The sequence below is a fragment of the Streptomyces sp. NPDC051064 genome (assembly GCF_044455985.1).
In the GTDB taxonomy this organism is placed as follows: domain Bacteria; phylum Actinomycetota; class Actinomycetes; order Streptomycetales; family Streptomycetaceae; genus Streptomyces.
Genome location: NZ_JBITFK010000002.1, coordinates 850,205 through 872,123, shown reverse-complemented (window position 1 = coordinate 872,123; position 21,919 = coordinate 850,205). Strand labels below are relative to the sequence as shown.

Sequence of the window (21,919 nt, the reverse complement as noted above, 5' to 3'; positions counted from 1 at the left end):
TCACCCTCACGCGCTGCGGGCCAGCCGGAGGCCGAGGTCGTCGATCGCGAAGGTGGGGTGGCTGCGGCGGCGCACCGTGGCGCCGCAGCCGCGCTCCGGTTCGGCCCAGCCGCCGCCGCGGAAGGTGCGGTACTCGCCGTAGACCTCCTCGTCGTAGAGGTCCCAGCACCACTCCCAGACGTTGCCCAGCATGTCGTGCAGGCCCCACGGGTTGGGCGCCTTGGCGCCGGCCTCGTGGATCCGGCCGCCGGAGTTCCCTTCGTACCAGGCGATGGCGTCGATCTCGCCGTAGCGGTATCCCGTGGTCCCCGCCTTGCAGGCGTACTGCCACTCCGCCTCCGTGGGCAGGCGGTAGCCGTCGGAGGCCGGGTCGCGGGTCACCTCGCCGGTCCGTGTGTCATGGGAGTAGACCGGGTCGAGTCCGGCGCGGGCCGAGAACAGGTTGCACAGGTCGACAGCGTCGAGCCAGCTGATGTTCGTCACGGGCAGGGCGCCGTCCGGCACGGTGGGTTCGAGCTCCTCCCCCGTGACGGCGTGGTGCTGTCGGGCGGTGGTGACGGGGTGGCGGCCGAGGAGGAAGGGCTCGATCTCCACCTGCCACTGCGCGCCCCGGCGGTCGTCGCGCAGATCCACGGTGCCGGCCGGTATCCGGACCATGCGGGAGGCCGTCTCGTCGTCGGTGGGCGTGTGCACGCGGTGGGCCTTCCTGCACGGGGAGAGCCGAAGTGCCCCCGCGCACACGCTAATCGGTCATCGGCCGAGCCTGCGGACGGGCTCGCCGTCGAGGTAGGCGCGGATGTCCTCGACCGCGTCCCCGTAGTACGCCGCGTAGTTGGCCTGCGACACATAACCCAGGTGTGGTGTCGCCAGGAGGCGCGGCGCGCTGCGCATCGGGTGGTCCGCCGGGAGCGGCTCGACGTCGAACACATCGACGCCCGCGCCCGCGATGGCCCCTCGGTGCAGTACGTCGAGCAGCGCCTCCTGGTCGACGATCGCCGCCCGGGAGGTGTTGACCAGGAAGCTGCCGGGACGCATCAGTCCGAGCTCCCTGGCTCCCAGCAGGCCGCGCGTACGCTCGCTCAGCACCAGGTGCACGGAGACGAAGTCGCTGGTCTCCAGCAGTTCTTCCTTGGACGCGGCGAGGCCCACCCCGGCCTCCTCGGCCCGCTCCGGGGTGAGGTTGCGGCTCCATGCCACCACGTCCATGCCGAAGGCGCGGCCGACGGCGGCGACCCGGCTGCCGATCTTCCCCAGCCCGAGGACACCGAGCCTGCGCCCGTGCAGGTCGGTCCCGACGGTGGACTGCCAGGGGCCGCCCTCGCGGAGGGAGTCGGCCTCGGTCACGATGGAGCGCGCCAGGCCGAGCAGCAGCGCCCAGGTGAGCTCGACGGGCGGGGTCGCCGTGCTGGCGGTGCCGCAGACGGTGACCCCGTGGCGTTCGGCTGCGGCGTAGTCGATGGAGGTGTTGCGCATGCCGGAGGCGACGATCAGGCGGAGCCGGGGCAGCCGCTCGATCAGCGTCGCGGGGAACGGCACGCGCTCCCGGAGGGTGACGACGATGTCGAACCCGGCCAGGCGGGCGGCGAGTTCGTCCTCCGTGGCGCAGTGCTCGGCGAAGCTGACCACGTCGATGTCGTCGGCGACGGGTGACCAGTCGGCGGCGGTGGCCGCCACGGACTGGTAGTCGTCGAGCACGGCACAGCGGAGCTTCATGGTGGCTTCCCCTTCGGCGGCACGGGTGCCGGCAATGCGGCAGCACCGGGGAATCTACCGGCCGTGTCCCCGACTCACGCGTCCAGCCAGGCCTCCCTGTTCCGTGCGACGTCGTAGACCCTCTCCACCTGGGTGGGGGTGAACACGCCCGTCAGCGGGGCGAGGACGGACACCTGGCGCTCCCGGCAGACGCGGATGCCGGCCGGTGTGGAGGCCACCTCCAGCGCCGTGACGCCGGTGAACACCAGCACGGTCTGTACGGGCACGTCGAAGGCGCAGTACGCCTCCAGCGCGGCCCTGGCCCGCCGAGCGCCTGGCCCGTCGAGCTCGTACGGCTGCGGGGCGCCGTCACCGGTCCGCAGGGTGCCGTCGCCGATCCGTACCGACGCCCCGGGGCGGTGATCGGTGCTCACGGCGAACACGCCGCCGGGCCCGATGAGCAGGTGCCCGATCTCCGTGCCGTCCGCCAGCGGCACGGAGTGCAGGACTCTCCAGCCGTGCCGGGTCAGCCGCTTGAGCTCGGCCCCGACCCGCCGCTCCCCCGCGAGGGCACCACGCCGCGGGTCCGCGTCCTTGTGCCGCCGCAGCGCCCCGGTGGCGGCCCGTACGAGCGTGGCGGTCCCGGATTCGCCGAGCTGCTCGCGGAGTCCGGCGCCCGGCCGACGCGACGCGAGGTCGGTCGCGGGGGTCAGCGCGGGGAGGACGGCCGGCCTCCGGCGCCGCTCCGGCGTCGGCTCCGGGTCGGCCACCGATGCCGGACCGGCCACCGGATCCGCCACGGGCACCGCCTCCGCCTCCGGCACGGGTGCCGCCTCCGGCGCGGGCGCCGCCTCCGGCGCGGGTGCCACCTCCGGCGCGGGCGCCGGTCCCCGCACGGGCGGCGCCTCCTGCGCGGCCCCCCGCTTCCGCATCCCGCGCATGGGCGGGATCCGCGGGACCGGAGGCGGCGCGTGCGGGGTCCGCGGCCCGGCCGGGGCCTCCTCGCCGACGAGGGCCGGCAGGCCCGGGACCTGGCGCGCGAGCGCGTCGGTCACGGCATCGCGATAGCGCGGGTGCAGGACGGTGATCGTGCCGCTGCCCCGGTCCGCCCATCCGATCGCGGTGCCGTCCGGCAGGTTCACATAGAGCCGGTCGTGCCCGAAGAGCTGCCATGACGTGACCTTGAGATCCTGCATCGTGCCCCCTCTGTTCACCCCGCCGACGTCCTTGCTCCCCCAGCCTGTACGGCGGGCCGGCCCCCGCACAGGGCGCAGAGCGGGCGCGCGGAGTCGGGAGCACGGCGTTCCGGAGCAGTCCGGGCCCTGTGTTGCCCCGGACTGCTCCGGCGCCCCGGTCAGACCAGGGGGAGACCCGGCGCCGGATAGGCCTCCATCATGGTCCTCACTTCGTCCCTGACCTTGGAAACGGTCGTTTCATCACCTGTACGAGCGGCCTCGACCACAAGATCGATCCACTGCGCCACTGCTCCCATCTCGGAGGCGGGGACGCCCCGGGACGTCAGGGCGGGGGTGCCGATACGGATGCCGGACGGGTCGAAGGGCTTACGGGTGTCGTACGGAACGGTGTTGTAGTTGACGACGATCCCGGCCCGGTCGAGCGCCTTGGCCGCGATCTTCCCCGGGACACCCTTGCCCGTGAGGTCGGCCAGCAGCAGATGGTTGTCCGTACCGCCCGAGACGAGGTCGAAGCCGCGTGCCGCGAGTTCCTCGCCCAGCGCGCGGGCGTTGGCGACGACCTGATGGGCGTAGGCCGCGAAGTCCGCCCCGGCCGCCTCCTTCAGCGCGACGGCGATGGCGGCGGTCGTCTGGTTGTGCGGGCCGCCCTGGAGGCCGGGGAAGACGGCGCGGTCGACGGCCTTGGCGTGCTCGGCCCGGGTCAGCAGCATCGCCCCGCGCGGCCCGCGGAGGGTCTTGTGGGTGGTCGTCGACACCACGTCGGCGTACGGGGCGGGCGACGGGTGCGCGCCTCCGGCGATCAGTCCCGCGATATGGGCGACGTCGGCCACCAGCACCGCGCCGACCTCACGGGCGATCTCCGCGAAGCCGGCGAAGTCGATCACCCGGGGCACGGCGGTGCCGCCGCAGAAGATCAGCTTGGGCCGTTCGGCACGTGCCAGGTCGCGCACCTCGTCGAGGTCGATGCGCCCGGTGTCGCGCCGCACGCCGTAGCGCACGCCCCGGAACCACGTACCGGTGGCCGAGACGCCCCAGCCGTGGGTGAGGTGGCCGCCCATCGGCAGCGACATCCCGAGGACGGTGTCGCCGGGCTCCAGGAACGCCAGGTAGGCGGCGAGGTTGGCCGGGGAGCCGGAGTAGGGCTGGACGTTGGCGTGGTCCATCCCGAACAGCGCCTTGGCCCGCTCGACGGCGAGGGTCTCCACCTGGTCGATGACCTGCTGGCCCTCGTAGTACCGCCTGCCGGGGTAGCCCTCGGAGTACTTGTTCTGCAGGACGGTGCCGGAGGCCTCCAGCACGGCGGCCGACACGTAGTTCTCGCTGGGGATCAGGCGCAGGGTGTCCGCCTGGAGCCGCTCCTCGGCGTCCACCAGGGCGGCGAGTTCCGGATCGGCCGCTGCCAGGGCGGGGCGTGTCGGAGCGGGACGGTGTGCGTCGGACGGCTGTACGGCCACGGGTTTCCTCCCGGGTCGGTCGCACGGGGCGACGTGGACCCGGACTGCCCAGGCGGACGGCCTCCGGCGATGACTCCCCGGGACGTGCCCGGGGTGCGCCGCTCCCTCGTGGTCGATTCCACGGAGCACCCTTCCGGGTACGCGCCAGTCGCGGCTCTCCGCACTTTACTGCGGGGCGGTCCGTTCCGACACCGTGCGCGGTGCGTGTCAGGCCGAGGTGCGCTTGCGCGTTCCCCCGGCCGTCTTCTTCGCCGCAGGCTTCTTCTCGGTGCCCTTCTTCGCCGTCGCCTTCCTGGCCGCCTGTTTCTTGGCCGCGGACTTCTTCGCCGGCGGTTTCTCGGAGCTCTTCCTCGCCGCGGTCTTCTTCGCGGCGGTCTTCTTCGCCGCGGTCTTCTTCGCCGTGGTCTTCTTCGCGGCGGTCTTCTTCGCGCCGCCGCCCCGGCCGGAGCCGATGTGGTGGACGTCCGCGACCTCGCCGCCGTCCTCCCCGTGGGACTCCTTCGCCGCCCGCACGCTGCTCTCCAGCGCCGCCATCAGGTCGATCACCTTGCCCTCGGGCTCCTCCGCCTCCTCCTCCGCCACGGGCTCGCCGGCCGCCTTCGCCGCGACCAGGTCCTCGACCGCCTCGCGGTAGTCGTCGTGGAGCGTGTCCATGTCGGCGTCGCCGAGGGTGTTCATCAGCGCGTCCGCCAGGTCCAGTTCCGCGTCGCGGACCTTGACGCCGGTCTCCGGGGCGACGCCTTCCGGCGCGCGGATCTCGTCCGGCCACAGCAGGCCGTGCATCGCGATCACGTCCCCGGAGACCCGCAGCATGCCGAGCCGCTCCCGCCCGCGCAGGGCGTACTTCGCGACGGCGACCTTGCCGCTGCGCCTGAGGGCCTCGCGCAGCAGGGCGTACGGCTTGGCGGCGGGGACGCCGTTGGCCGAGAGGTAGTAGGCCGAGTCCAGCTGGAGGGGGTCGATGGCCGAGGACGGCACGAATCCCTCGATCTCGATCGTCTTGGCGGTGGGGAGCGGGAGCGAGGCCAGGTCCTCGTCGGTCACGGGGATCACCGTGCCGTTGGCGTCCTCGTACGCCTTGACCGTCTCGGAGGCCGGCACCTCCTCCTCGTCCAGCTCGCAGACCTTGCGGTAGCGGATCCGGCCGCCGTCCTCGACGTGGATCTGCCGGAAGGAGATCGCGTGGTTCTCCGTGGCGTTCATGAGCTTGACCGGGATGCTGACCAGACCGAACGAGACGGAGCCGTTCCAGATGGACCTCACCGTTCACCCCTTACGCCCGCCGCGACCACATTCATGCGATTTCATGTGATTCTTATCGTATGACGCCGATCACAGAGGTGGAGGGGCGGCGCCTGGCGCTCAGCAATCTCGACAAGGTGCTGTACCCGGCCACCGGTACGACCAAGGGCGAGGTGCTGCACTACTACGCGGCCACGGCGGCGGACGCGATGCTGCCGCACCTGCGCGACCGTCCGCTGTCCTTCCTCCGGTATCCGGACGGGCCTGAGGGGCTGCGCTTCTTCACCAAGAATCCGCCGCCGGGTACGCCCGACTGGGTGCGCACGGCCCCGGTCCCCCGCAGTGACGACCCCGGCGCCCGGCAGGTGCTCGCCCAGGACCTTCCGTCGCTGATGTGGGCGGCGAACCTGGTGGTGGAGTTCCACACCCATCAGTGGCGGCAGGACGCCCCGGCCGTGGCCGACCGGATGGTGTTCGACCTGGACCCCGGACCGCCCGCGGGGGTCGTCGAGTGCTGCACGGTCGCCCTCTGGCTGCGGGAGCGGCTGGCGGAGGACGGGCTGTCCTCGTACGGGAAGACCTCCGGTTCGAAGGGGCTGCATCTGCTCGTCCCCCTGGAACCCACCCCCTCCGAGGAGGTGACGGCGTACGCGAAGAGACTGGCGGTGGAGGCGCAGGGGGCGCTGCCCGACCTGGCCGTGCACCGGATGACGCGCGCGCTGCGCCCGGGAAAGGTGTTCGTGGATTTCAGCCAGAACGCCGCCGCGAAGACCACCGCGGCGCCCTACACCCTGCGGGCGAAGGGCAGCCCGACCGTCTCCGCACCCGTCACCTGGGAGGAGATCGAGGCCTGCGGGGCGCCGGGCGATCTCCTCTTCCTCGCCGGCGACATGACCGAGCGGCTGGGAAGGCACGGGGATCTGCTCGCTCCGCTGACCGATCCCGGGCAGGCCCGGCCCCTGCCGGAGGGCTGAGAGGAGCGGAGGGTACAGGGCACGCACAGCGCTCTCACAGCCCCGGGGCGGCCGAGGCCAGGAAAGGCCGCAAGTGGAGGGTGGATCGTCCTGGGCGTGGTGCACACTCGGCGCAGACGCCGCTTCGCGGGCACGGCTCCGCCGCGTCCGGGGCACAGAGGGTCGGTCTAAGACACGGGGAGGGTGTGGCGTGTTCACGGGGATCGACGAGGTCGACTGGGCCTCGATGGAGCATGCCTACGGCCCGGCCGACGATGTGCCGGGGCTCCTGTACGGACTCGCCTCCGCCGATCCGGCGGAGCGGGAGAACGCGCTCGACGGCATGTACGGCGCGGTGCACCACCAGGGCGATGTGTACGCCTGCACGCTCGCGTGCATCCCGTTCCTCTTCGAGCTGGCCGTGGACCCGGGGATACGGGACCGCGGCGGCATCGTCGAGCTGCTCACCAGCATCGGCGGCATCGATCTGGACGAGGACGACGAGAACGAGCTGGACGAGGACGAGATCGAGGGCGTGGCGAACTACGCGATGGCCGCGGCCGCCGTGTCCGCCGGATCCGCGGTGTTCTTCGAGCTGGTGGCCGACGAGGACCCGGGCGTGCGGCTCGCCGCGCCGCTCGCCCTGGCCACCCTGCACGGCCGGCCGGGCAGGGTGCTCGCGCTGCTACGGGAGCGGCTGCCGGTGGAGGCGGACGACGAGGTGCGGCTCGCGCTCGTCGAGGCCGCGGGCCGGATCGCCCTGCGCCACCGGCCGCTGGCGGGGCAGGCGGCCGACTGGCTGAGCCGGCTCGCCGCCGAGGCGTATCCGCCCGGGCTGCGGCTCGCGGCCCTCGCCCAGCTGGCCAGGTGTGCTCCGGACGCACTGCCGGGCGACGTCGTACGGGTGGTGTCGGGTCTGCTGCGTGAGCTGCGTTCCCGGCCACCGCGGCCGGAACCGCCGGCCGGGAAGGCGCCGGGCGGTGACGACGCCGGGGCGGACCGGGCCGCCTCACCGACGCTGGTGGGTCAGCTGCGGGAGCTTTCGGCCGAGGAGTCCGCCGGCCGCAGCACTCCGTGGGCCGCCGACCTGCTGCGGACGCTCCACGTCGGCCTGGACGACCGTGTCGAGGACCGCACGGCGCTGCTGGCCGACCAGCTGTGCAGCCCGGACCCGTGGCAGCGCCTCGACGCCGTACGGATGAGCGGTGGGCTGATCCGAGCCTGGCGCGGTTCGTACGAGGGCCTGGTGCGGCTCGTCGGCGTACAGCTCACCGATCCGGAGCCGCGGCTCGCCGAGGCCGCCTCGCACGTGCTGGAGGAGCTGTTCGGGCTGGCGGCGCCGGCGGCCGACGCGCTGGCCGCGCGGGTGGCGGCGGATCCGGGGGCGTGGGTCAAGGAGTGGGCGAGCGGGCCACCGGGCCTGGGCTCGGCGGTGAAGGCGCTTGCCCGGCTGGGCGACGCCCGGGTGCTGCCCGCGCTGGCGACGGCCCTGGAGCGGCCGGAGGTGCCGCACGACGTGGGGTTCGCGGTCCGGTGCCTCGGTGACGCGGCGGCCCCCCTCGCGGGGGCGCTGCGGCGCAGGCTCGGCGAGGTCGGCCTGGACGAGGGGGCGTACGACCGGGCGAGCCCGCTGCTCGCCGGGCTGACGGCGCTGCGCGCGGGTGAGGCCGCCCCGGAGGTGCTGCGGGTGCTGCGGGGGGCGCCCGAGTACCGGGGCGAGTGGCTGCGTACGGCGGCTCTGCGGGCGCTGAGGTCGTTCGGGCCGGCGGCCCACTGTGCCGTTCCGGAGCTGCGGCGGCTGATCCGGCGGCCCGGGACCGCGGCGGCGACGGAGGCGGCGGAGGCCCTGTGGGCGGTCACGGGCGACGCGGACACGGTCCTGCCGGTGCTGGCCGAGGGGCTGCGGGCGGAGCAGGTGCACGACTGCCGGGCGGCGGCGAGCGCGCTGGGCGGGCTGGGGAGGCGGGCCGAGGCGGTGGCGCCGAGGCTGCGGGGCCTGCTGGCGCACGAGGAGCTGTGGCTCCGGGTCGACGCCGCGATCGCCCTCTGGGAGGTCTCGGGGCGCACAGGTGAATCCGTGCCGGTGCTCCTCTCGGCGTGGGAGAAGAACCGTCACGTCAGAGTCCGGGTCGCGGAATGTCTGGCGCGGATGGGCCCGGCTGGTGCAGGGTCGGACGCGGCACAGGTGCTGCGTGCCGAGCTCCTCTCCGTACGCCGTCACAACGCGATGGACGGCGGATACGGCAGTCACGACACTTATGAGGACGAGAGGCTGCTGGCGCTCTGCCGGCGGGCACTCCTGGGAGACGCGGGGAAAGGGACCACATCATGATCATTTTCGGTACCAAGGGCTATCTCTACCAGCTGGCAGTCCTGACGATGGTGTGCGGCTGGTGCGGCAACCCCGCGGCGCACACCCTGCGCAAGCGGGTCACCAAGTTCACGCTGTTCTTCGTGCCGCTGTTCCCGTTCTCGACGAAGTACGCGACGCAGTGCACCTTCTGCGGCGGCGAGCGGCAGATACCGAAGGAACAGGCCGACCAGCTGCTGGCGCAGGCCCAGGGCGGCCAGGACGGCAACCCGTACGGCGCCGCGCAGCAGCAGCCCGGCTACGCGCCTCCCGGCGGCCAGAACCCGTACCAGCGCTGAGGTGCGCCGGGAGCGGCCGAGGAGTGCCACGAAGCTGACATAAGGGAAATAACACCCGCCTCTTGCTACGTTGCGGGGCATGACCGCAACGACGGCGGAGGCGCGCCCGCCCGAGCTACGCCTGCCCAAGCGGCGCGGGGTCGAGCTCTCGCTCCTGATCGGGGCCGTGCTCATCTCCGTCTACGGCTACGCCGCCGTCGGCCTCGCCCGGAACGACGCCGTGCCTCCCGATGTCGCCGGGTACGGCGCCGGTCTCGGCCTCCTCGCCCTGCTCGCCCATCTCGCGGTCCGCTTCCGCGCCCCGTTCGCCGATCCGCTGCTGCTGCCCATCGCCGTGCTGCTCAACGGGCTGGGCCTGGTGCTGATCTACCGGCTCGACCTGGAGACCCCGAGCGACCGGGCGGCGACGACGCAGCTGATCTGGTCCACGCTCGGGGTCGCGTTCTTCATCGCGGTGGTGGTCTTCCTCCGCGACCACCGGGTGCTCCAGCGGTACGCCTATCTGTCGGTCGCCACCGCCCTCGTCCTGATGATCGTGCCGATCTTCTTCCCGGCGGTGAACGGGGCGAAGATCTGGATCAGGATCGGCGGATTCTCCTTCCAGCCGGGCGAGTTCGCCAAGATCCTGCTCGCCGTCTTCTTCGCCGCGTACCTCGCGGCGAACCGCAACGCACTCGCCTACACCGGCCGCAGGATCTGGAAGCTCCAGTTCCCCACCGGCCGGGTGCTGGGCCCGATCGTCGCGATCTGGCTCCTCAGCGTCGGCGTCCTCGTCCTCGAACGGGACCTGGGCACCTCGCTGCTCTTCTTCGGCCTCTTCGTGATCCTGCTCTACGTGGCCACCGGCAGGACCGGGTGGATCGCAGTCGGGCTGCTCCTCGCGGCGGCCGGCGCCTTCGCCGTCGGCTCGTTCGAACCCCATGTGCACAGCAGGGTGGAGGACTGGCTGGACCCGTACGCCACGATCAACGCGGGCCAGGGACCCAGCCAGCTCGCGCAGTCCCTCTTCGCGTTCGCGGCGGGCGGCATGCTCGGCACCGGTCTCGGACTCGGCCACTCCATCCTCATCGGCTTCGCCGCCAAGTCCGACTTCATCCTGGCCACCGCGGGCGAGGAGCTCGGCCTGGCCGGGCTCACCGCGATCTTCCTGCTGTACGCCCTGCTCGTCGCCCGCGGCTTCCGCGCGGGCCTCGCCCTGCGGGACCCCTTCGGGCGGCTCCTGTCGGTCGGCCTCGCCTCGATCCTGGCGCTCCAGGTCTTCGTGATCGCGGGCGGGGTGATGGGGCTGATCCCGCTGACGGGGATGGCGATGCCGTTCCTGGCCCAGGGCGGATCCTCCGTGGTCACCAACTGGATCATCGTGGCACTGCTCATCCGGGTCAGCGACGTAGCCCGCACACCCGACCCCGATACGGAGACCGCGCCGGCCGGGGAGGGACCGTGATCCGCTACATCCGGCACGCCGCCGGATTCTGCCTGCTCCTGCTCCTCGCCCTGCTGGCCAACGCCGCCCGTGTCCAGCTCTTCGAGGCCGACGGACTCAACACCAACCCCGCCAACCGCCGCACCACCATCGACCGTTACGACCAGCCGCGCGGCAACATCCTGGTCGGCGACGAACCCGTCACCGGGTCGAAGGACACCGGCGAGCAGCTCGCGTACGAGCGCACCTACCGTCACGGCCCGCTGTACGCGCCGGTGACGGGCTACGCCTCGCAGACGTACGGCACCACGCTGCTGGAGAACGCCGAGGACGGCGTCCTCTCCGGCACCGACCCGGTCCTGGCCCCGCTCCCGCTGTGGGGGGACATCACCCGCAGCCGGCAGCCCGGCGGCAACGTCGTCACCACCATCGAGGACTCGATGCAACGCGCGGCGTACGAGGGCCTGGACGGCCGGCGCGGCGCGGTCGCCGCCCTCGACCCCGCCACCGGCCGGATCCTGGCGCTGGTCTCCTCGCCCTCGTACGACCCCGAGGTCCTCTCCGGCACCGGCTCCGCCGTCACGGACGCCTGGGCGCGGCTCAACCGGGCGCAGAGCCGGCCGATGCTCAACCGGGCCATCCGGCAGACCTATCCGCCCGGTTCGGCCTTCAAGATCGTGACGGCGGCCGCGGCGCTGGACGCGGAGGTGGTCACCGATCCGGACGCGGAGACCGACACCCCGTCCCCGTACGTCCTGCCCGGCACCTCGACCGTGCTGCCCAACGAGGCGCGCGGCTGCGAGGAGGCGTCCCTGGCGGAGGCGATCCGGGTCTCCTGCAACACGGTGATGGCGCATCTCGGCGTCGAGGTGGGGCTGGACGGGATGCTGGAGGCGGTGGGCGGATTCGGCTTCAACGACGACGACCTGAAGATCCCCTCCCGGGTGGCCCGCAGCAATTTCGACTCGGACATGAGCGACGACCAGCTGGCCCAGTCGTCGATCGGCCAGTTCGACACGACGGCGACCCCGCTCCAGATGGCCATGGTGGCCTCGGCGGTCGCGAACGGCGGCGACCTCAGGCGCCCCCACCTGGTGGACCGGGTGACCACCGACGACGGCGACACGGTCCGACAACAGGGCCCGGACTCGTACCACCGGGCGATGAGCCCGACGACGGCCCAGCAGCTCCAGCGGATGATGGTCGACGTCGTGGAGGACGGCACCGGCACGAACGCGGCGATCGACGGGGTGACGGTCGGCGGCAAGACGGGCACGGCGCAGCACGGGGTCGACAACTCCGGTACGCCGTACGCCTGGTTCATCGCCTGGGCGCAGGCACCGGACTCCGGCCGTCCGGCGGTCGCCGTGGCCGTGGTGGTGGAGGACGCGGCGGCCGACCGGGCCGACGTCAGCGGTGGCGGCAACGCGGCTCCGATCGCCCGGTCGGTGATGGAGGCGGCGCTGGAGGCCCGAGACTGACTGCTATGACATCAGCGGTGGCGGCGGCGCTGGCCCGGATCGGCGAACTGGACCCGGAACTGCACGCGTTCACGGAGGTGCGGCACGAGGACGCGCTCGCCGAGGAGCGGGCCGCCCGGGACCTCCCGCTCGCCGGGCTGCCGTTCGCGGTGAAGGGCCGCAGGGGCCTCGGCTCGTACGCGGCCCGCCGCCTGGCCGCCGCGGGCGGCGTCCCGGTCGGCACCACGTCCGTCCCGGGGCCGGGTACCCACTGGCAGACATGGGGGCAGGGCGCGCACGGCCGTACGGTCAACCCGTGGCGGTCCGACCGCACTCCGGGAGGCTCCTCGGCGGGCTCGGCGGTGGCGGTCGCGGCCGGCATGGTGGAGCTGGCGACGGGCAGCGACGGGGCCGGTTCGGTGCGGATCCCGGCGGCGTGGTGCGGGGTGTTCGGCCTGAAGACGACGAACGGCACGCTGCCCTCCCCCGACCGCACGGGCCTCGCCTCCCCCGGCGTGCTGGCCGGCTCGGCGGCACGGGCGGAGGCGTACCTGCGCCACGTGCTGGACAGGTACGCGCCCCGGCCGGCACTGCTTCCGGTCCCGGCCGCCTACAGCCCGGACCTGGGCTTCGCGGCCGTGGAGCCGGAGGTGGCGGGAGTGACGCGGGCGGCGGTGGAGCGGCTCGCCGGCGCCGGGGTGATCCGCCTGGTCCGGGACCCCGTCACGCTGCTCGACCCGGCGGAGGCGTGGGCGGCGGTACGCGGGGAGTCGACGACCCCCGCCACCCGGGCGCTGCGGGCCGCCAACGACCGCACCCTCGACGCCTTCTTCGCCCGTACGCCCCTGCTCCTCACCCCGGTGACACCCAACCCGCCGCACGGCCACGAGGGTCCGGGCGACGTCTTCTCCACCGCGCTCACCTGGGCGTTCAACCTCAGCGGCCATCCGGCGGCGAGCGTGCCGGCCGGCTTCACCCCGGACGGCTGCCCGGCGGGTCTCCAGCTGGTGACCGGCCGGGGGACGGACGCGGCACTGCTCGGCATCGCGTGCGCGGTGGAACGCGTCCTGCCGGCGCCGGGACCGCCGCGCCGGCTCGGCTGACCGTCAGCTCAGCGGTTCCCGCCGGAGGCGCCACTCGGCGGGGACGCCCTCCACCCCGGTCGCCGCCCCGACGACGCCCCCGGTGATGGCACACGTGGTGTCCACATCCCCGAAGCCCTCCGCCGTCGACCACAGGGCGGCCTCCAGGTCGCCGGGGTGCCGGGCGGCGGTCCACAGAGCGAACGGCACGGTGTCGTCGGCCCTGATCCGGCTCCCGTTGCCCAGGAGGTCGGCGGCCTTCCACGGCTCGGTGGCGAACGGCACCTCCGCCGCACGGAGCACGCCGTCGCGTACCGGCCCCTCCGGTGTGCGCCCGGCGACCGCCTCCAGCGTGAACTCCCCACGCACCGACAGCGCCGCGGCGACCGCGACCGCCACCGCGCCGGCGACGCCCTCGGGATGGGCGTGGGTGACGACCGCCGAGAGCACGGCCTGTTCGGCGGCGTGTCCGAGGTCCGCGTGGAAGCGCGCCCCGAGCGGCGCGACCCTCATCGCCGCTCCGTTGCCGAGGCTCCCGCCCTCGAAGAGCCCCGGCGCGAGCGTGCGCCAGTCGGCCGGCGAGGCCAGCAGCTCCGGCAGCAGCATGTGCATGCCGTGGCCGTAACCACGGGCCTGGTCCGCGTCGAAGGCCAGGGCGTAGTACAGGGCGAGCCGGTCCTGCTCGACCTGTCCGTACTCGTCGAGGACCCGCTGCAGGGCCAGCGCCAGCGCGGTGTCGTCGGTCCAGTGCCACACGGGCTCGTGCGGGGTGCGGCGCGCCCGGACCTCGGCGTAGGCCTGCCGGGGCGGCCGGAAGAGCGGGAACCACCGCTCCCCGAAGGCGTCGCCGAGGGCGAGCGCTTCGAGGCTGCGGCGGGCCGCTGCGGAATCACCGTGGCCGGGAGGGGAGTTCATGGCGCCATCCTCCGCCCGTGCACCCGGTACGTACACCGGATATGAGTACGGATGCTCACGCCCCTCCTCTCCGGCCACGGCAGGCTGGGCACCGTCAGTCACCCACCAGAGGGAGCCCCGCCATGCGCACGGCCAACCGACTCCACGTCCCGTCCCGCACCACGCTCGGGCTCGCCCTGGCCGGTGTCACGGTCGCCCTGTTCACCACCGCCTGCTCCACGCAGGACGCCGTGTGCGGGGGCGGCGAATATCCGGTCCTGGCCGTGGGAAGTGCCGGCAGTGCGTGCGTGCCCGACGACGAGGAGCCGCCCAAGGGCTACGCCCGCTATCCGGAGGGCAAGGTTCCCGAGCACGTGGACGACAAGTGGTACACGTACTGGGAGACCCGGACCATCGACGAGAACGGCAGGACCGTCGAGCTCCCCGAGGAGAACTGAGGAGAACCAGGGGCTTCCGTCCGGATCGGGCCGGGCCCAGGGGTCAGCCGTCCGTCCCGCCCTCCGCGATCGCCTCCGCGACCTCGGCGACCCGCTCCTGCTCCTCCGCCGCGAAGCGCTCCCGGTCCAGCTGCTCGGCCATCTCCTCGTCCTGGGCCATCAGGAGATCCAGATTCGAGTCACCCAGCTCGAAGACACCCATGTCGACGTAGGCCTTCTGGAGCCGCTCGCCCCAGAGGCCGATGTCCTTCACGCAGGGGACGATCCGGCTGAAGAGCAGCTTGCGGAAGAGCTGGAGATACTCCGAGTGCTCGGAGAGGTCCTTGGCCTCCTGCTTGCCGATGCCGAAGTTCTCCAGGACCTCGACGCCGCTGAGCCGGTCGCGCATGAGGTAGCAGCCCTCGATGACGAACTCCTCGCGCTCGCGCAGTTCGGCGTCGCTCAGCTGCTCGTAGTAGTCGCGCAGGGCCATCCGTCCGAAGGCCACGTGCCGGGCCTCGTCCTGCATGACGTAGGCGAGGATCTGTTTGGGCAGGGGCCTGGTCGTGGTGTCGCGGATCATGCCGAACGCGGCGAGCGCGAGCCCTTCGATGAGGACCTGCATGCCGAGGTAGGGCATGTCCCAGCGGGAGTCGCGCAGGGTGTCGCCGAGCAGCCCTTGGAGGTTGTCGTTGACCGGGTAGAGCATCCCGATCTTCTCGTGCAGGAAGCGGCCGTAGATCTCCGCGTGCCGCGCCTCGTCCATGGTCTGGGTCGCGGAGTAGAACTTCGCGTCCAGGTCGGGGACCGACTCCACGATCCGCGCGGCGCAGACCATGGCACCCTGCTCACCGTGGAGGAACTGGCTGAACTGCCAGGAGGTGTAGTGCTTGCGGAGTTCGCCGCGGTCCCGCTCGGTCATCTTCGCCCAGTGCGGGGTGCCGTAGAGCGTGAGGGCCTCGTCCGGGGTGCCGAGCGGGTCGGCGGGGTCGACCTCCAGGCTCCAGTCGATGCGCTTGTTGCCGTCCCACTGCTTGTCCTTGCCCTTCTGGTAGAGGGCGAGGAGGCGTTCGCGGCCGTCGTCGTAGTCCCAGCTGAACCGGGCCGCACCCGTGGCAGGCACCTGCCATGTCGGCGCGGCGGGTGGGGTGGTGTAGAGGTCGTGTGTCGACACGGACAGCTCCTTCGCCCGGCGAGGATCGTGCATTCCGTGGTGCTGACGTCAGTTGGCAGGTTCACACGTTGGTAGACGCGCGGTCAACAAGTCGCGCACGAGGGATTGACTCCCTTGCTGACAGGCAGTCTCATAATTCACGAGCGGAAACTTGACCGCCGGTAACCCCTCTGCGAGGTGCCTTCAGCCGTGACGACAGTGGCCGACGAGGACATTCAGGCGCTGCGCGATGCGCTCGGTCCCCTCAAGGACCGCGAACAGGTGGCGGCCCGCCTGCTCGAGGCCTCGGCCAAGCACTCCTTCGACCCGGATGCCGAGCTCGACTGGGATTCGGCCGTCGAGGACGGCAAGTGGTTCTGGCCGCCCGAGCTGGTCTCCCTCTACGACACCCCGCTGTGGCGGAAGATGTCCGAGGACCAGCGGATGGACCTGGCCCGCCACGAGGCGGCGTCACTGGCCTCGCTGGGGATCTGGTTCGAGATCATCCTGATGCAGCTGCTCGTCCGGCACATCTACGACAAGTCCGTGACCAGCAAGCACGTCCGCTACGCCCTCACCGAGATAGCCGACGAGTGCCGGCACTCCATGATGTTCGCCCGCATGATCGAGTGGGGCGGCGCGCCCGCCTACCCGGTCCCCCGGCGCTACCACAACCTGGCGCGGGTGCTGAAGACCGTCTCCACCACCCCCGGTTCGTTCGCCGCGACCCTGCTCGGCGAGGAGATCCTGGACTGGATGCAGCGGCTGACCTTCCCCGACGAGCGCGTCCAGTCGCTCGTACGCGGAGTGACCCGCATCCATGTGGTCGAGGAGGCGCGGCACGTGCGCTACGCACGCGAGGAGCTGCGCCGCCAGATGGTCACCGCTCCCCCCTGGCAGCGCAGGCTCACCCGGCTCAACTGCGGCGAGGCGGCACGCGTGTTCTCCGTCTGCTTCGTCAACCCGCAGGTGTACGAGAACGTCGGCCTGGACCGCCACGAGGCCGTCGCACAGGTGAAGGCGAGCGGCCACCGGGCGGAGGTCATGCAGACGGGAGCGAAGCGGCTCACGGACTTCTTCGACGACATCGGCGTCCTCAACGGGGTGGGTCGCAGGCTGTGGAAGAGCTCGGGTCTGCTGGCCTGAGGCCGGCCCCCCTGCTGGGGGGAGCGCTTACGCTTCGGAGTATGACCTCCGCACCCGCAGCACCGCCGGCCCGCGCATACCGACGGCTCGGTGTCGAGGAACGCCGCGCCCAACTGCTGGGCGCGGCGCTCACACTCTTCGCCCACCGGGCGCCGGACGACGTGTCGATCGACGAGGTCGCGGCCGCCGCCGGGGTCTCCCGCCCGCTGGTCTACCGCTACTTCCCCGGCGGCAGGCAGCAGTTGTACGAGGCGGCCCTCGGGTCTGCCGCCGAGCAGCTGACGCTCTGCTTCGCGGAACCCGCCGTCGGGCCGCCCACCGAGCGGGTCAGCCGGGTCCTCGACCGCTACCTCGGCTTCGTCGACCAGCACGACGCCGGCTTCAGCGCCTTGCTGCGCGGGGGCAGTGTGGCCGAGACCTCGCGCACGTCCACGATCGTGGACGGTGTGCGCCGGTCGGCGGCCGAGCAGATCCTGCTCCACCTGGGCCGGGGCGACGGCCCGGGACAGGAACCCGCCGGGCCACGCCTGCGGATGATGGTGCGCACCTGGATCGCGGCCGTGGAGGCTGCGTCCCTGATCTGGCTGGACGAGGAGAAGCAGCCGGCCGCCTCGGACCTGCGGGGCTGGCTGGTCGACCACCTGATGGCCCTGCTCGCGGCCACGGCGGCCTCGGACGAGGAGACGGAGGCGGTGGTCGCGGACCTGCTGAGCCAGGAGACCGCCGACGGCCCCGCCGGGCGGCTGGCGACACTGATCATCCCGGTGGCCGGCCGGGCCGCGCACCTGCTGCCGCCCGGCTGATCCGGCGGGGCCGGACAGGCGCCTCGGCGGCCGCCTGGGTCAGACTGGCCCGGTGAAAAGCGAGAACACGCCCTTCCGCGGCGGCCCCCTGGACGGCCGGGTGCTGCCCGTCCTGCTCGGGCCGACCGGCCATCCGCCCAAGTGGTACGAGGTCCCGGTGCCGGACGCCGACGGCGGGCCCGCCGCCGTGTACGCCTACCGGCGCGCTCCGGCGGGCTATTCGAAGCGTCTCGGGCTGCAGCGCGGCTGGGTGTACGAATACGCCCCGGAGGGCCGTGAGCGCTTCGCCCCCAAGTGGCCCTGGACCAGGCCCCGCAGCGGGTCCTGAGCGGTATCGCGACCCCCGCCCGTAAGATCGGCGGTCAGGTGCCGAGGGCACGGTCACAAGGGGGGTGCGCCATGGAGGCGCTGCGTCAGGACGATCCACGTCACTTCGGCCCGTACACCGCGCTGGCGCGCCTCCGCGAGAGCGCGAGTGCCGTGCACTTCCTGACCCGGGGCGAGGACCGCGACGATCTCGCCGTGGTGACGGCGGCCCGGCCCGCCCTCGCCTCCGTGCCCGCCTTCCGGCGCCGCTTCCGGTCAGAGGCCCGTACCGCCGAACGGCTGGCGGGCGGATGGGTGCAGCCGCCGCTCACCTCGCCGGACGACGACAGCCCGTGGACAGCCACGGCCTACGTGCCCGCGGTGACGCTCGCCGAGGCGATCGGCCTCGCCGGCCCGCTGCCCGAGCGTGCCGTACGGATACTGGGCGCTGGTCTGGCCGAGACCCTCTCCCGGGTCCACGCCACCGGGGCCGCGCTCCAGGGACTGGCGCCGGAGACGGTGCTGCTGGCCGAGGACGGTCCCCGGCTGACCGCGTTCGGGCCGCTGGGGGCCGCCGCCTCCGCCGAGGCCCGGGAGGGCGGGCAGCTGTCCGTACGGCTGGGCTACCTCACCCCCGAGCAGGTCGAGGGCAGGGAAGTGGGCCCGGCGTCCGACCTGTTCGTCCTGGGCCTGCTGCTGGCGTACGCGGCGACGGGGACGACCCCGCTCGCCGAGGGCCCCGTGGAGGAGGCCGCGGAGCGGATCGCGCACGGGTCCGCCGAACTCGGCGCCGTGCCCGACGATCTGCGCGCGCTGATCGCACGCTGCCTGGCGAAGGACCCGGACGACCGGCCCGCTGCCGGGTCGGCCGCCGCCGAACTGGCGCTGGAGGGCGCGGCGGGCCTCGCCAAGGGCGGCTGGCTTCCCGCGCAGCTGTCGGCGGCCGTGACGGACCAGGCGGCGCGGGTGCGGGCGCTGGAGGCGCCGGGCCGTGAAGAGGCGGCCGCGGCCCCCGTGCGGGACGGCGGCGAGCCCACCGACGCGGTGCCCACGGACAGCGGCGACATCGGCGAGGACAGCCGGACCACCCGTTTCCTGGGGACCGGGGCGCGCGCACCGCGCTCCGACCGGGCGACGACCCAGCTCGCCGTCCCTCAGGAGGCGGCCGCGCCCGTACCTCCGCACTCCCCGCCGCCGCCCGCCCCCGCCCAGCCGTACCCGTACGCCTACCCGGCAGCCGCACCGCAGGGCGCGACCGCCGTGTCCGCGCCGTTCCCCCAGGCTCTGCCCGCCGCGCTGCCCGCCGCCGCGCCTGCGGCCGCACCGCGCCCCGCGGCCGCCCCGGCCACCAGCCGGCGCGCGCTGCTCACCACCGTCGCGGCCGGTGCGGCCGGGCTGGTCCTGGGCGGGGCGGCCGTGTCCGTCCTCGGGTCCGACGAGCCCGCCTCGGCGGCCGACGACAAGCCGGCCGCCGAGCCCCGCCCCACGGTCCCGGGCCGGGCGCCGGAGCCCCGGTGGATGTACACCCACCCGGCCGCCGCGCCGGCGCCGCTCACCGCGGGCATCTGGCGGGACGAGCTGCTGGTGCTGACGGACACGGCCGGGGCGACCGCCGTGGACCTCCGGACCGGGCGGAAGATCTGGGAGCGCGCCGACGCCGCGGGTGCCCAGGCTGTCCTGGCGGCCGGGGACGGCCTCTGCTTCCTGGCGAGCCCCACCGAGTTCCTCTGGCTGTCGCCGAAGGACGGGCGGATCGTGCACCGGGTGCGCTTCGTGGACCAGTTCACCGGCGTACCGAACATGAAGGTGGCTCCGCTCACCGGACTGTCCGGCCCGGTCCTCTGGTTCACCGGCTCCCACACCGTCACCGAGAAGGCGCCGAAGCCGAAGAAGGGCAAGAAGCCGGGCAAGGACAAGCAGGTCGTCAAGGCGTACTTCTTCGCGTACGACGTCGTGCGGCGCGAGGAGCTCTGGCGCGTCGCCGTGCCCGCCGGCCGGGCGCCCGGCACCCCGGCCTACCGGCTGACCGCCGTCAGGGACGCCGACATCGTCGTACGCCAGGAGTCGGGCACGCTCACCCCCGCCGACGCGGCGGCGGCCAAGGGCAAGGCGTCGTTCCGCTGCTTCGACCGCACCACGGGGAAGCAGCTGTGGACCCGTCAGTTCGGCAAGGTCGCGCCCGGCGGCGCGGTGGCCGGCGACGGGGAGGGGCGGCTGTACGGCGCGGTCGGCGACGATCTCCAGGCCTTCGAGACGGGTACGGGGAAGCCGGTCTGGACGCTGAACGGCACCGAGTCGTCCGTCTTCGGCACGCCCGTCCCGGCCGGGACGCTGCTCCACACCACCAATCGCAACCAGGAGGTCGGCGCGGTGGAGCGGGCGACCGGAAAGCAGGTCTGGCGGCGGTCCACCGAGGTTCCGCTCGGCGGCGACGCCCCCGTGCTCACGCTGAGCGGTGGCGGGAAGACCCTGCTCGCCGCGGACGCCTCCCAGGTGACCGCGTTCGCCGCGGCGGACGGGCGCCGGCTGTGGAAGTTCCAGGACATCGGGGCCCAGGAACCGAAGGGCGCCACGGTCAGCGCGCCGTACAGGGTGCTGGCCACCGGGAAGACGGCTGTCGTGCAGCGCGAGCGGGCCTTCTACGCGTTCCCCGCGGAGTGACTTCCAGGCGTCCACCGTTCGGGGTGTCCCCCGGGCGGCACGCCGGGCGGTCCTTGCATCACCCGGGTCCGAGTGACCGGATGGACGAGATCCGAGCACTTGTGGGGTAGTCCGATTAATCGGCCTCGCCCTTGTCACCGGAGGTGATGTCGTGTCACGCAGGTTCGCGCGCACCCTCTGCACCGCGGCCCTGGCCGCGGTCTTCGCCGCCTCCCCCGCCGTCGCCGAGCCATCGGGCCCGGGACCGGAGCCCACACCCGCACCGGCCGCCGGGGCGCCGGGGAGCGTCGCCGGACTCCTGAAGCAGCTGCAGACGCTCTACCGGAAGGCCGAGGAGGCCGGTGAGCTCTACAAGGGCACCGAGGAGGAGCTGAAGAAGCGGACCGCCGAGGCCAAGAAGCTCCGCACCGAGCTGGCCACGGCCCGGAGGGCGCTGAACGCCGGGCGCCGGGACGCCGGACGCCTGGCGCGCGACCAGTACCAGGGGAGCACCGACTTCTCCGTGTACATGAGGCTGCTGCTGGCCGACGACCCGGCCCGCGCCCTGGAGCAGAGCCATGTCATCGAGCGCGCTCAGGCCGGCCGGTCCGCCGTGGTCGACCGGCTCACCGGCGCGGAGAAGCACGCCGAGGTCCTGGCGGCCAAGTCCCGGGTGGCACAGGAGCGGCAGCGGGTGCTGGCCGAGCGGCAGAAGAAGCAACGCGACACCGTGCAGTCCCGGCTGAAGGGCATCGAGGCGATGCTGGCCACGCTCCCGGCGGAGCAGCTCGCCGCTGTGGCGAAGCTGGAGGAGAAGAACATCGGAGCCGCCCAGGACGCGCTGACCGCGTCGGGAGCGCTCAGCTCCGTCCGCCCGCCGTCCGAGGAGGGCGGGGAGGCTGTCCGCTACGCCGTCGAGCAGATCGGCAAGCCCTACGTGTGGGGCGCGGAGGGGCCGGAGTCGTACGACTGCTCGGGGCTCACCTCCCAGGCCTGGTCCACGGCGGGCCGGGCCATTCCGCGCACGTCGCAGGAACAGTGGCGGCAGCTCCCGAAGGTGCCGGTCGGCTCGCTGCGCCCCGGGGACCTGGTGGTCTACTTCCCGGAGGCGACGCACGTCGCGCTCTACATCGGCGACGGCCTCGTGGTGCAGGCACCCAGGCCCGGCGCCACGGTCAAGGTCTCGCCGCTGGCGTCGAACCCACTGCTGGGGGCCGTACGCCCCGACCCGGGCGCCGAGCCGCTCAGCACGTACACGCCACCTGAACTGCCCGAGGGCGCCACCTCGGGGGCGGACACGGGGTACGACGCGCAAGGCGCCCCGGACTCCCCGGAAACCTGAGAACCGGGCCTTCCCGCCCTCGTGACGGACGTGAAGGCCCGGTTCCC

Annotated in this window: 19 protein-coding genes and 1 riboswitch; of the genes, 12 read left to right on the top strand and 7 right to left on the bottom strand. The window is 73.2% G+C overall.

Annotated features, from left to right (window positions below; translation table 11 throughout):
- Nucleotides 1-6: 6 nt before the first annotated feature.
- The 5 genes from ACIBCU_RS10910 to ACIBCU_RS10890 form a co-directional block, all read right to left on the bottom strand.
- Nucleotides 7-657 carry an SUMF1/EgtB/PvdO family nonheme iron enzyme gene (locus ACIBCU_RS10910; RefSeq protein WP_362936539.1) on the bottom strand — a complete coding sequence of 217 codons (651 nt, stop codon included), beginning with the start codon at nt 655-657 and terminating at the stop codon, nt 7-9.
- Nucleotides 658-750: 93 nt separating this feature from the next.
- Nucleotides 751-1,713 (bottom strand): D-2-hydroxyacid dehydrogenase family protein, encoded by a 963-nt coding sequence (locus tag ACIBCU_RS10905; protein ID WP_362936420.1) that lies wholly within the window; start codon nt 1,711-1,713, stop codon nt 751-753.
- Nucleotides 1,714-1,787: 74 nt separating this feature from the next.
- Nucleotides 1,788-2,888, bottom strand: a complete 1,101-nt coding sequence (locus ACIBCU_RS10900; RefSeq protein WP_399230676.1) for a nuclease-related domain-containing protein — start codon at nt 2,886-2,888, stop codon at nt 1,788-1,790.
- 158 nt (nt 2,889-3,046) lie between these two features.
- Nucleotides 3,047-4,342, bottom strand: coding sequence for a serine hydroxymethyltransferase (gene glyA / locus ACIBCU_RS10895; protein WP_399230674.1), 1,296 nt, complete (start codon nt 4,340-4,342; stop codon nt 3,047-3,049).
- Nucleotides 4,343-4,381: 39 nt separating this feature from the next.
- A riboswitch (ZMP/ZTP riboswitch) is annotated at nt 4,382-4,504 on the bottom strand.
- Nucleotides 4,505-4,549: 45 nt separating this feature from the next.
- Entirely contained in the window at nt 4,550-5,605 is a 1,056-nt protein-coding gene (locus ACIBCU_RS10890) for a Ku protein (protein ID WP_399230672.1), read from the bottom strand.
- A 59-nt stretch (nt 5,606-5,664) separates the two neighbouring features.
- Between ACIBCU_RS10890 and ligD the strand changes: the two genes are divergently transcribed.
- The 6 genes from ligD (at nt 5,665) to ACIBCU_RS10860 (ending at nt 13,172) form a co-directional block, all read left to right on the top strand.
- On the top strand, nt 5,665-6,558 hold the full coding sequence (ligD, locus tag ACIBCU_RS10885; protein WP_362936408.1) for a non-homologous end-joining DNA ligase: 894 nt from the start codon (nt 5,665-5,667) through the stop codon (nt 6,556-6,558).
- Nucleotides 6,559-6,748: 190 nt separating this feature from the next.
- The gene (locus tag ACIBCU_RS10880) at nt 6,749-8,869 is read left to right on the top strand and encodes a PBS lyase (protein ID WP_399230670.1); all 2,121 of its coding nucleotides are present in this window, start codon (nt 6,749-6,751) and stop codon (nt 8,867-8,869) included.
- A complete protein-coding gene (locus ACIBCU_RS10875) occupies nt 8,866-9,186 on the top strand; it encodes a zinc-ribbon domain-containing protein (RefSeq protein ID WP_356711659.1) in 321 nt (106 codons plus the stop codon). The genes ACIBCU_RS10880 and ACIBCU_RS10875 overlap by 4 nt, the downstream gene beginning before the upstream one ends.
- 79 nt (nt 9,187-9,265) lie before the next feature.
- The gene (locus tag ACIBCU_RS10870) at nt 9,266-10,630 is read left to right on the top strand and encodes an FtsW/RodA/SpoVE family cell cycle protein (protein ID WP_362942973.1); all 1,365 of its coding nucleotides are present in this window, start codon (nt 9,266-9,268) and stop codon (nt 10,628-10,630) included.
- Nucleotides 10,627-12,090 carry a peptidoglycan D,D-transpeptidase FtsI family protein gene (locus tag ACIBCU_RS10865; RefSeq protein WP_399230667.1) on the top strand — a complete coding sequence of 488 codons (1,464 nt, stop codon included), beginning with the start codon at nt 10,627-10,629 and terminating at the stop codon, nt 12,088-12,090. The genes ACIBCU_RS10870 and ACIBCU_RS10865 overlap by 4 nt, the downstream gene beginning before the upstream one ends.
- Nucleotides 12,091-12,095: 5 nt before the next feature.
- Nucleotides 12,096-13,172 carry an amidase family protein gene (locus ACIBCU_RS10860; protein WP_362942979.1) on the top strand — a complete coding sequence of 359 codons (1,077 nt, stop codon included), beginning with the start codon at nt 12,096-12,098 and terminating at the stop codon, nt 13,170-13,172.
- A gap of 3 nt (nt 13,173-13,175) precedes the next feature.
- Here ACIBCU_RS10860 and ACIBCU_RS10855 read toward each other — a convergent pair whose 3' ends face one another.
- On the bottom strand, nt 13,176-14,066 hold the full coding sequence (locus tag ACIBCU_RS10855; protein WP_399230665.1) for an ADP-ribosylglycohydrolase family protein: 891 nt from the start codon (nt 14,064-14,066) through the stop codon (nt 13,176-13,178).
- A 122-nt stretch (nt 14,067-14,188) separates the two neighbouring features.
- Between ACIBCU_RS10855 and ACIBCU_RS10850 the strand changes: the two genes are divergently transcribed.
- Complete coding sequence (locus tag ACIBCU_RS10850) at nt 14,189-14,503, top strand: SCO0607 family lipoprotein (protein ID WP_362942985.1); 315 nt, start codon at nt 14,189-14,191, stop codon at nt 14,501-14,503.
- A 43-nt stretch (nt 14,504-14,546) separates the two neighbouring features.
- Here the strand turns inward: ACIBCU_RS10850 and ACIBCU_RS10845 are convergent, their stop codons facing one another.
- Nucleotides 14,547-15,656 (bottom strand): ferritin-like domain-containing protein, encoded by a 1,110-nt coding sequence (locus tag ACIBCU_RS10845; RefSeq protein WP_362942988.1) that lies wholly within the window; start codon nt 15,654-15,656, stop codon nt 14,547-14,549.
- 189 nt (nt 15,657-15,845) lie between these two features.
- Here ACIBCU_RS10845 and ACIBCU_RS10840 point away from each other — a divergent pair, with 189 nt between their 5' ends.
- From ACIBCU_RS10840 to ACIBCU_RS10820, 5 genes are all read left to right on the top strand, one after another.
- A complete protein-coding gene (locus ACIBCU_RS10840) occupies nt 15,846-16,781 on the top strand; it encodes a diiron oxygenase (protein ID WP_399230662.1) in 936 nt (311 codons plus the stop codon).
- A gap of 41 nt (nt 16,782-16,822) precedes the next feature.
- Nucleotides 16,823-17,584 carry a TetR/AcrR family transcriptional regulator gene (locus tag ACIBCU_RS10835; protein WP_362942998.1) on the top strand — a complete coding sequence of 254 codons (762 nt, stop codon included), beginning with the start codon at nt 16,823-16,825 and terminating at the stop codon, nt 17,582-17,584.
- Between the two features lie 52 nt (nt 17,585-17,636).
- Nucleotides 17,637-17,912 (top strand): hypothetical protein, encoded by a 276-nt coding sequence (locus tag ACIBCU_RS10830; protein ID WP_362943001.1) that lies wholly within the window; start codon nt 17,637-17,639, stop codon nt 17,910-17,912.
- A 71-nt stretch (nt 17,913-17,983) separates the two neighbouring features.
- On the top strand, nt 17,984-20,551 hold the full coding sequence (locus tag ACIBCU_RS10825; protein ID WP_399230660.1) for a PQQ-binding-like beta-propeller repeat protein: 2,568 nt from the start codon (nt 17,984-17,986) through the stop codon (nt 20,549-20,551).
- A 151-nt stretch (nt 20,552-20,702) separates the two neighbouring features.
- Entirely contained in the window at nt 20,703-21,872 is a 1,170-nt protein-coding gene (locus ACIBCU_RS10820; RefSeq protein WP_362935080.1) for an NlpC/P60 family protein, read from the top strand.
- The last annotated feature ends 47 nt before the right edge of the window (nt 21,873-21,919 follow it).

Excerpts from the sequence above, each read along its gene's own strand:
- ACIBCU_RS10910 (WP_362936539.1), bottom strand. The coding sequence starts at position 657 with ATGGTCCGGATACCGGCCGGCACCGTGGATCTGCGCGACGACCGCCGG.
- ACIBCU_RS10905 (WP_362936420.1), bottom strand. The coding sequence starts at position 1,713 with ATGAAGCTCCGCTGTGCCGTGCTCGACGACTACCAGTCCGTGGCGGCC.
- ACIBCU_RS10900 (WP_399230676.1), bottom strand. The coding sequence starts at position 2,888 with ATGCAGGATCTCAAGGTCACGTCATGGCAGCTCTTCGGGCACGACCGG.
- ligD (WP_362936408.1), top strand. The coding sequence starts at position 5,665 with ATGACGCCGATCACAGAGGTGGAGGGGCGGCGCCTGGCGCTCAGCAAT.
- ACIBCU_RS10875 (WP_356711659.1), top strand. The coding sequence starts at position 8,866 with ATGATCATTTTCGGTACCAAGGGCTATCTCTACCAGCTGGCAGTCCTG.
- ACIBCU_RS10870 (WP_362942973.1), top strand. The coding sequence starts at position 9,266 with ATGACCGCAACGACGGCGGAGGCGCGCCCGCCCGAGCTACGCCTGCCC.
- ACIBCU_RS10860 (WP_362942979.1), top strand. The coding sequence starts at position 12,096 with ATGACATCAGCGGTGGCGGCGGCGCTGGCCCGGATCGGCGAACTGGAC.
- ACIBCU_RS10855 (WP_399230665.1), bottom strand. The coding sequence starts at position 14,066 with ATGAACTCCCCTCCCGGCCACGGTGATTCCGCAGCGGCCCGCCGCAGC.
- ACIBCU_RS10850 (WP_362942985.1), top strand. The coding sequence starts at position 14,189 with ATGCGCACGGCCAACCGACTCCACGTCCCGTCCCGCACCACGCTCGGG.
- ACIBCU_RS10835 (WP_362942998.1), top strand. The coding sequence starts at position 16,823 with ATGACCTCCGCACCCGCAGCACCGCCGGCCCGCGCATACCGACGGCTC.
- ACIBCU_RS10825 (WP_399230660.1), top strand. The coding sequence starts at position 17,984 with ATGGAGGCGCTGCGTCAGGACGATCCACGTCACTTCGGCCCGTACACC.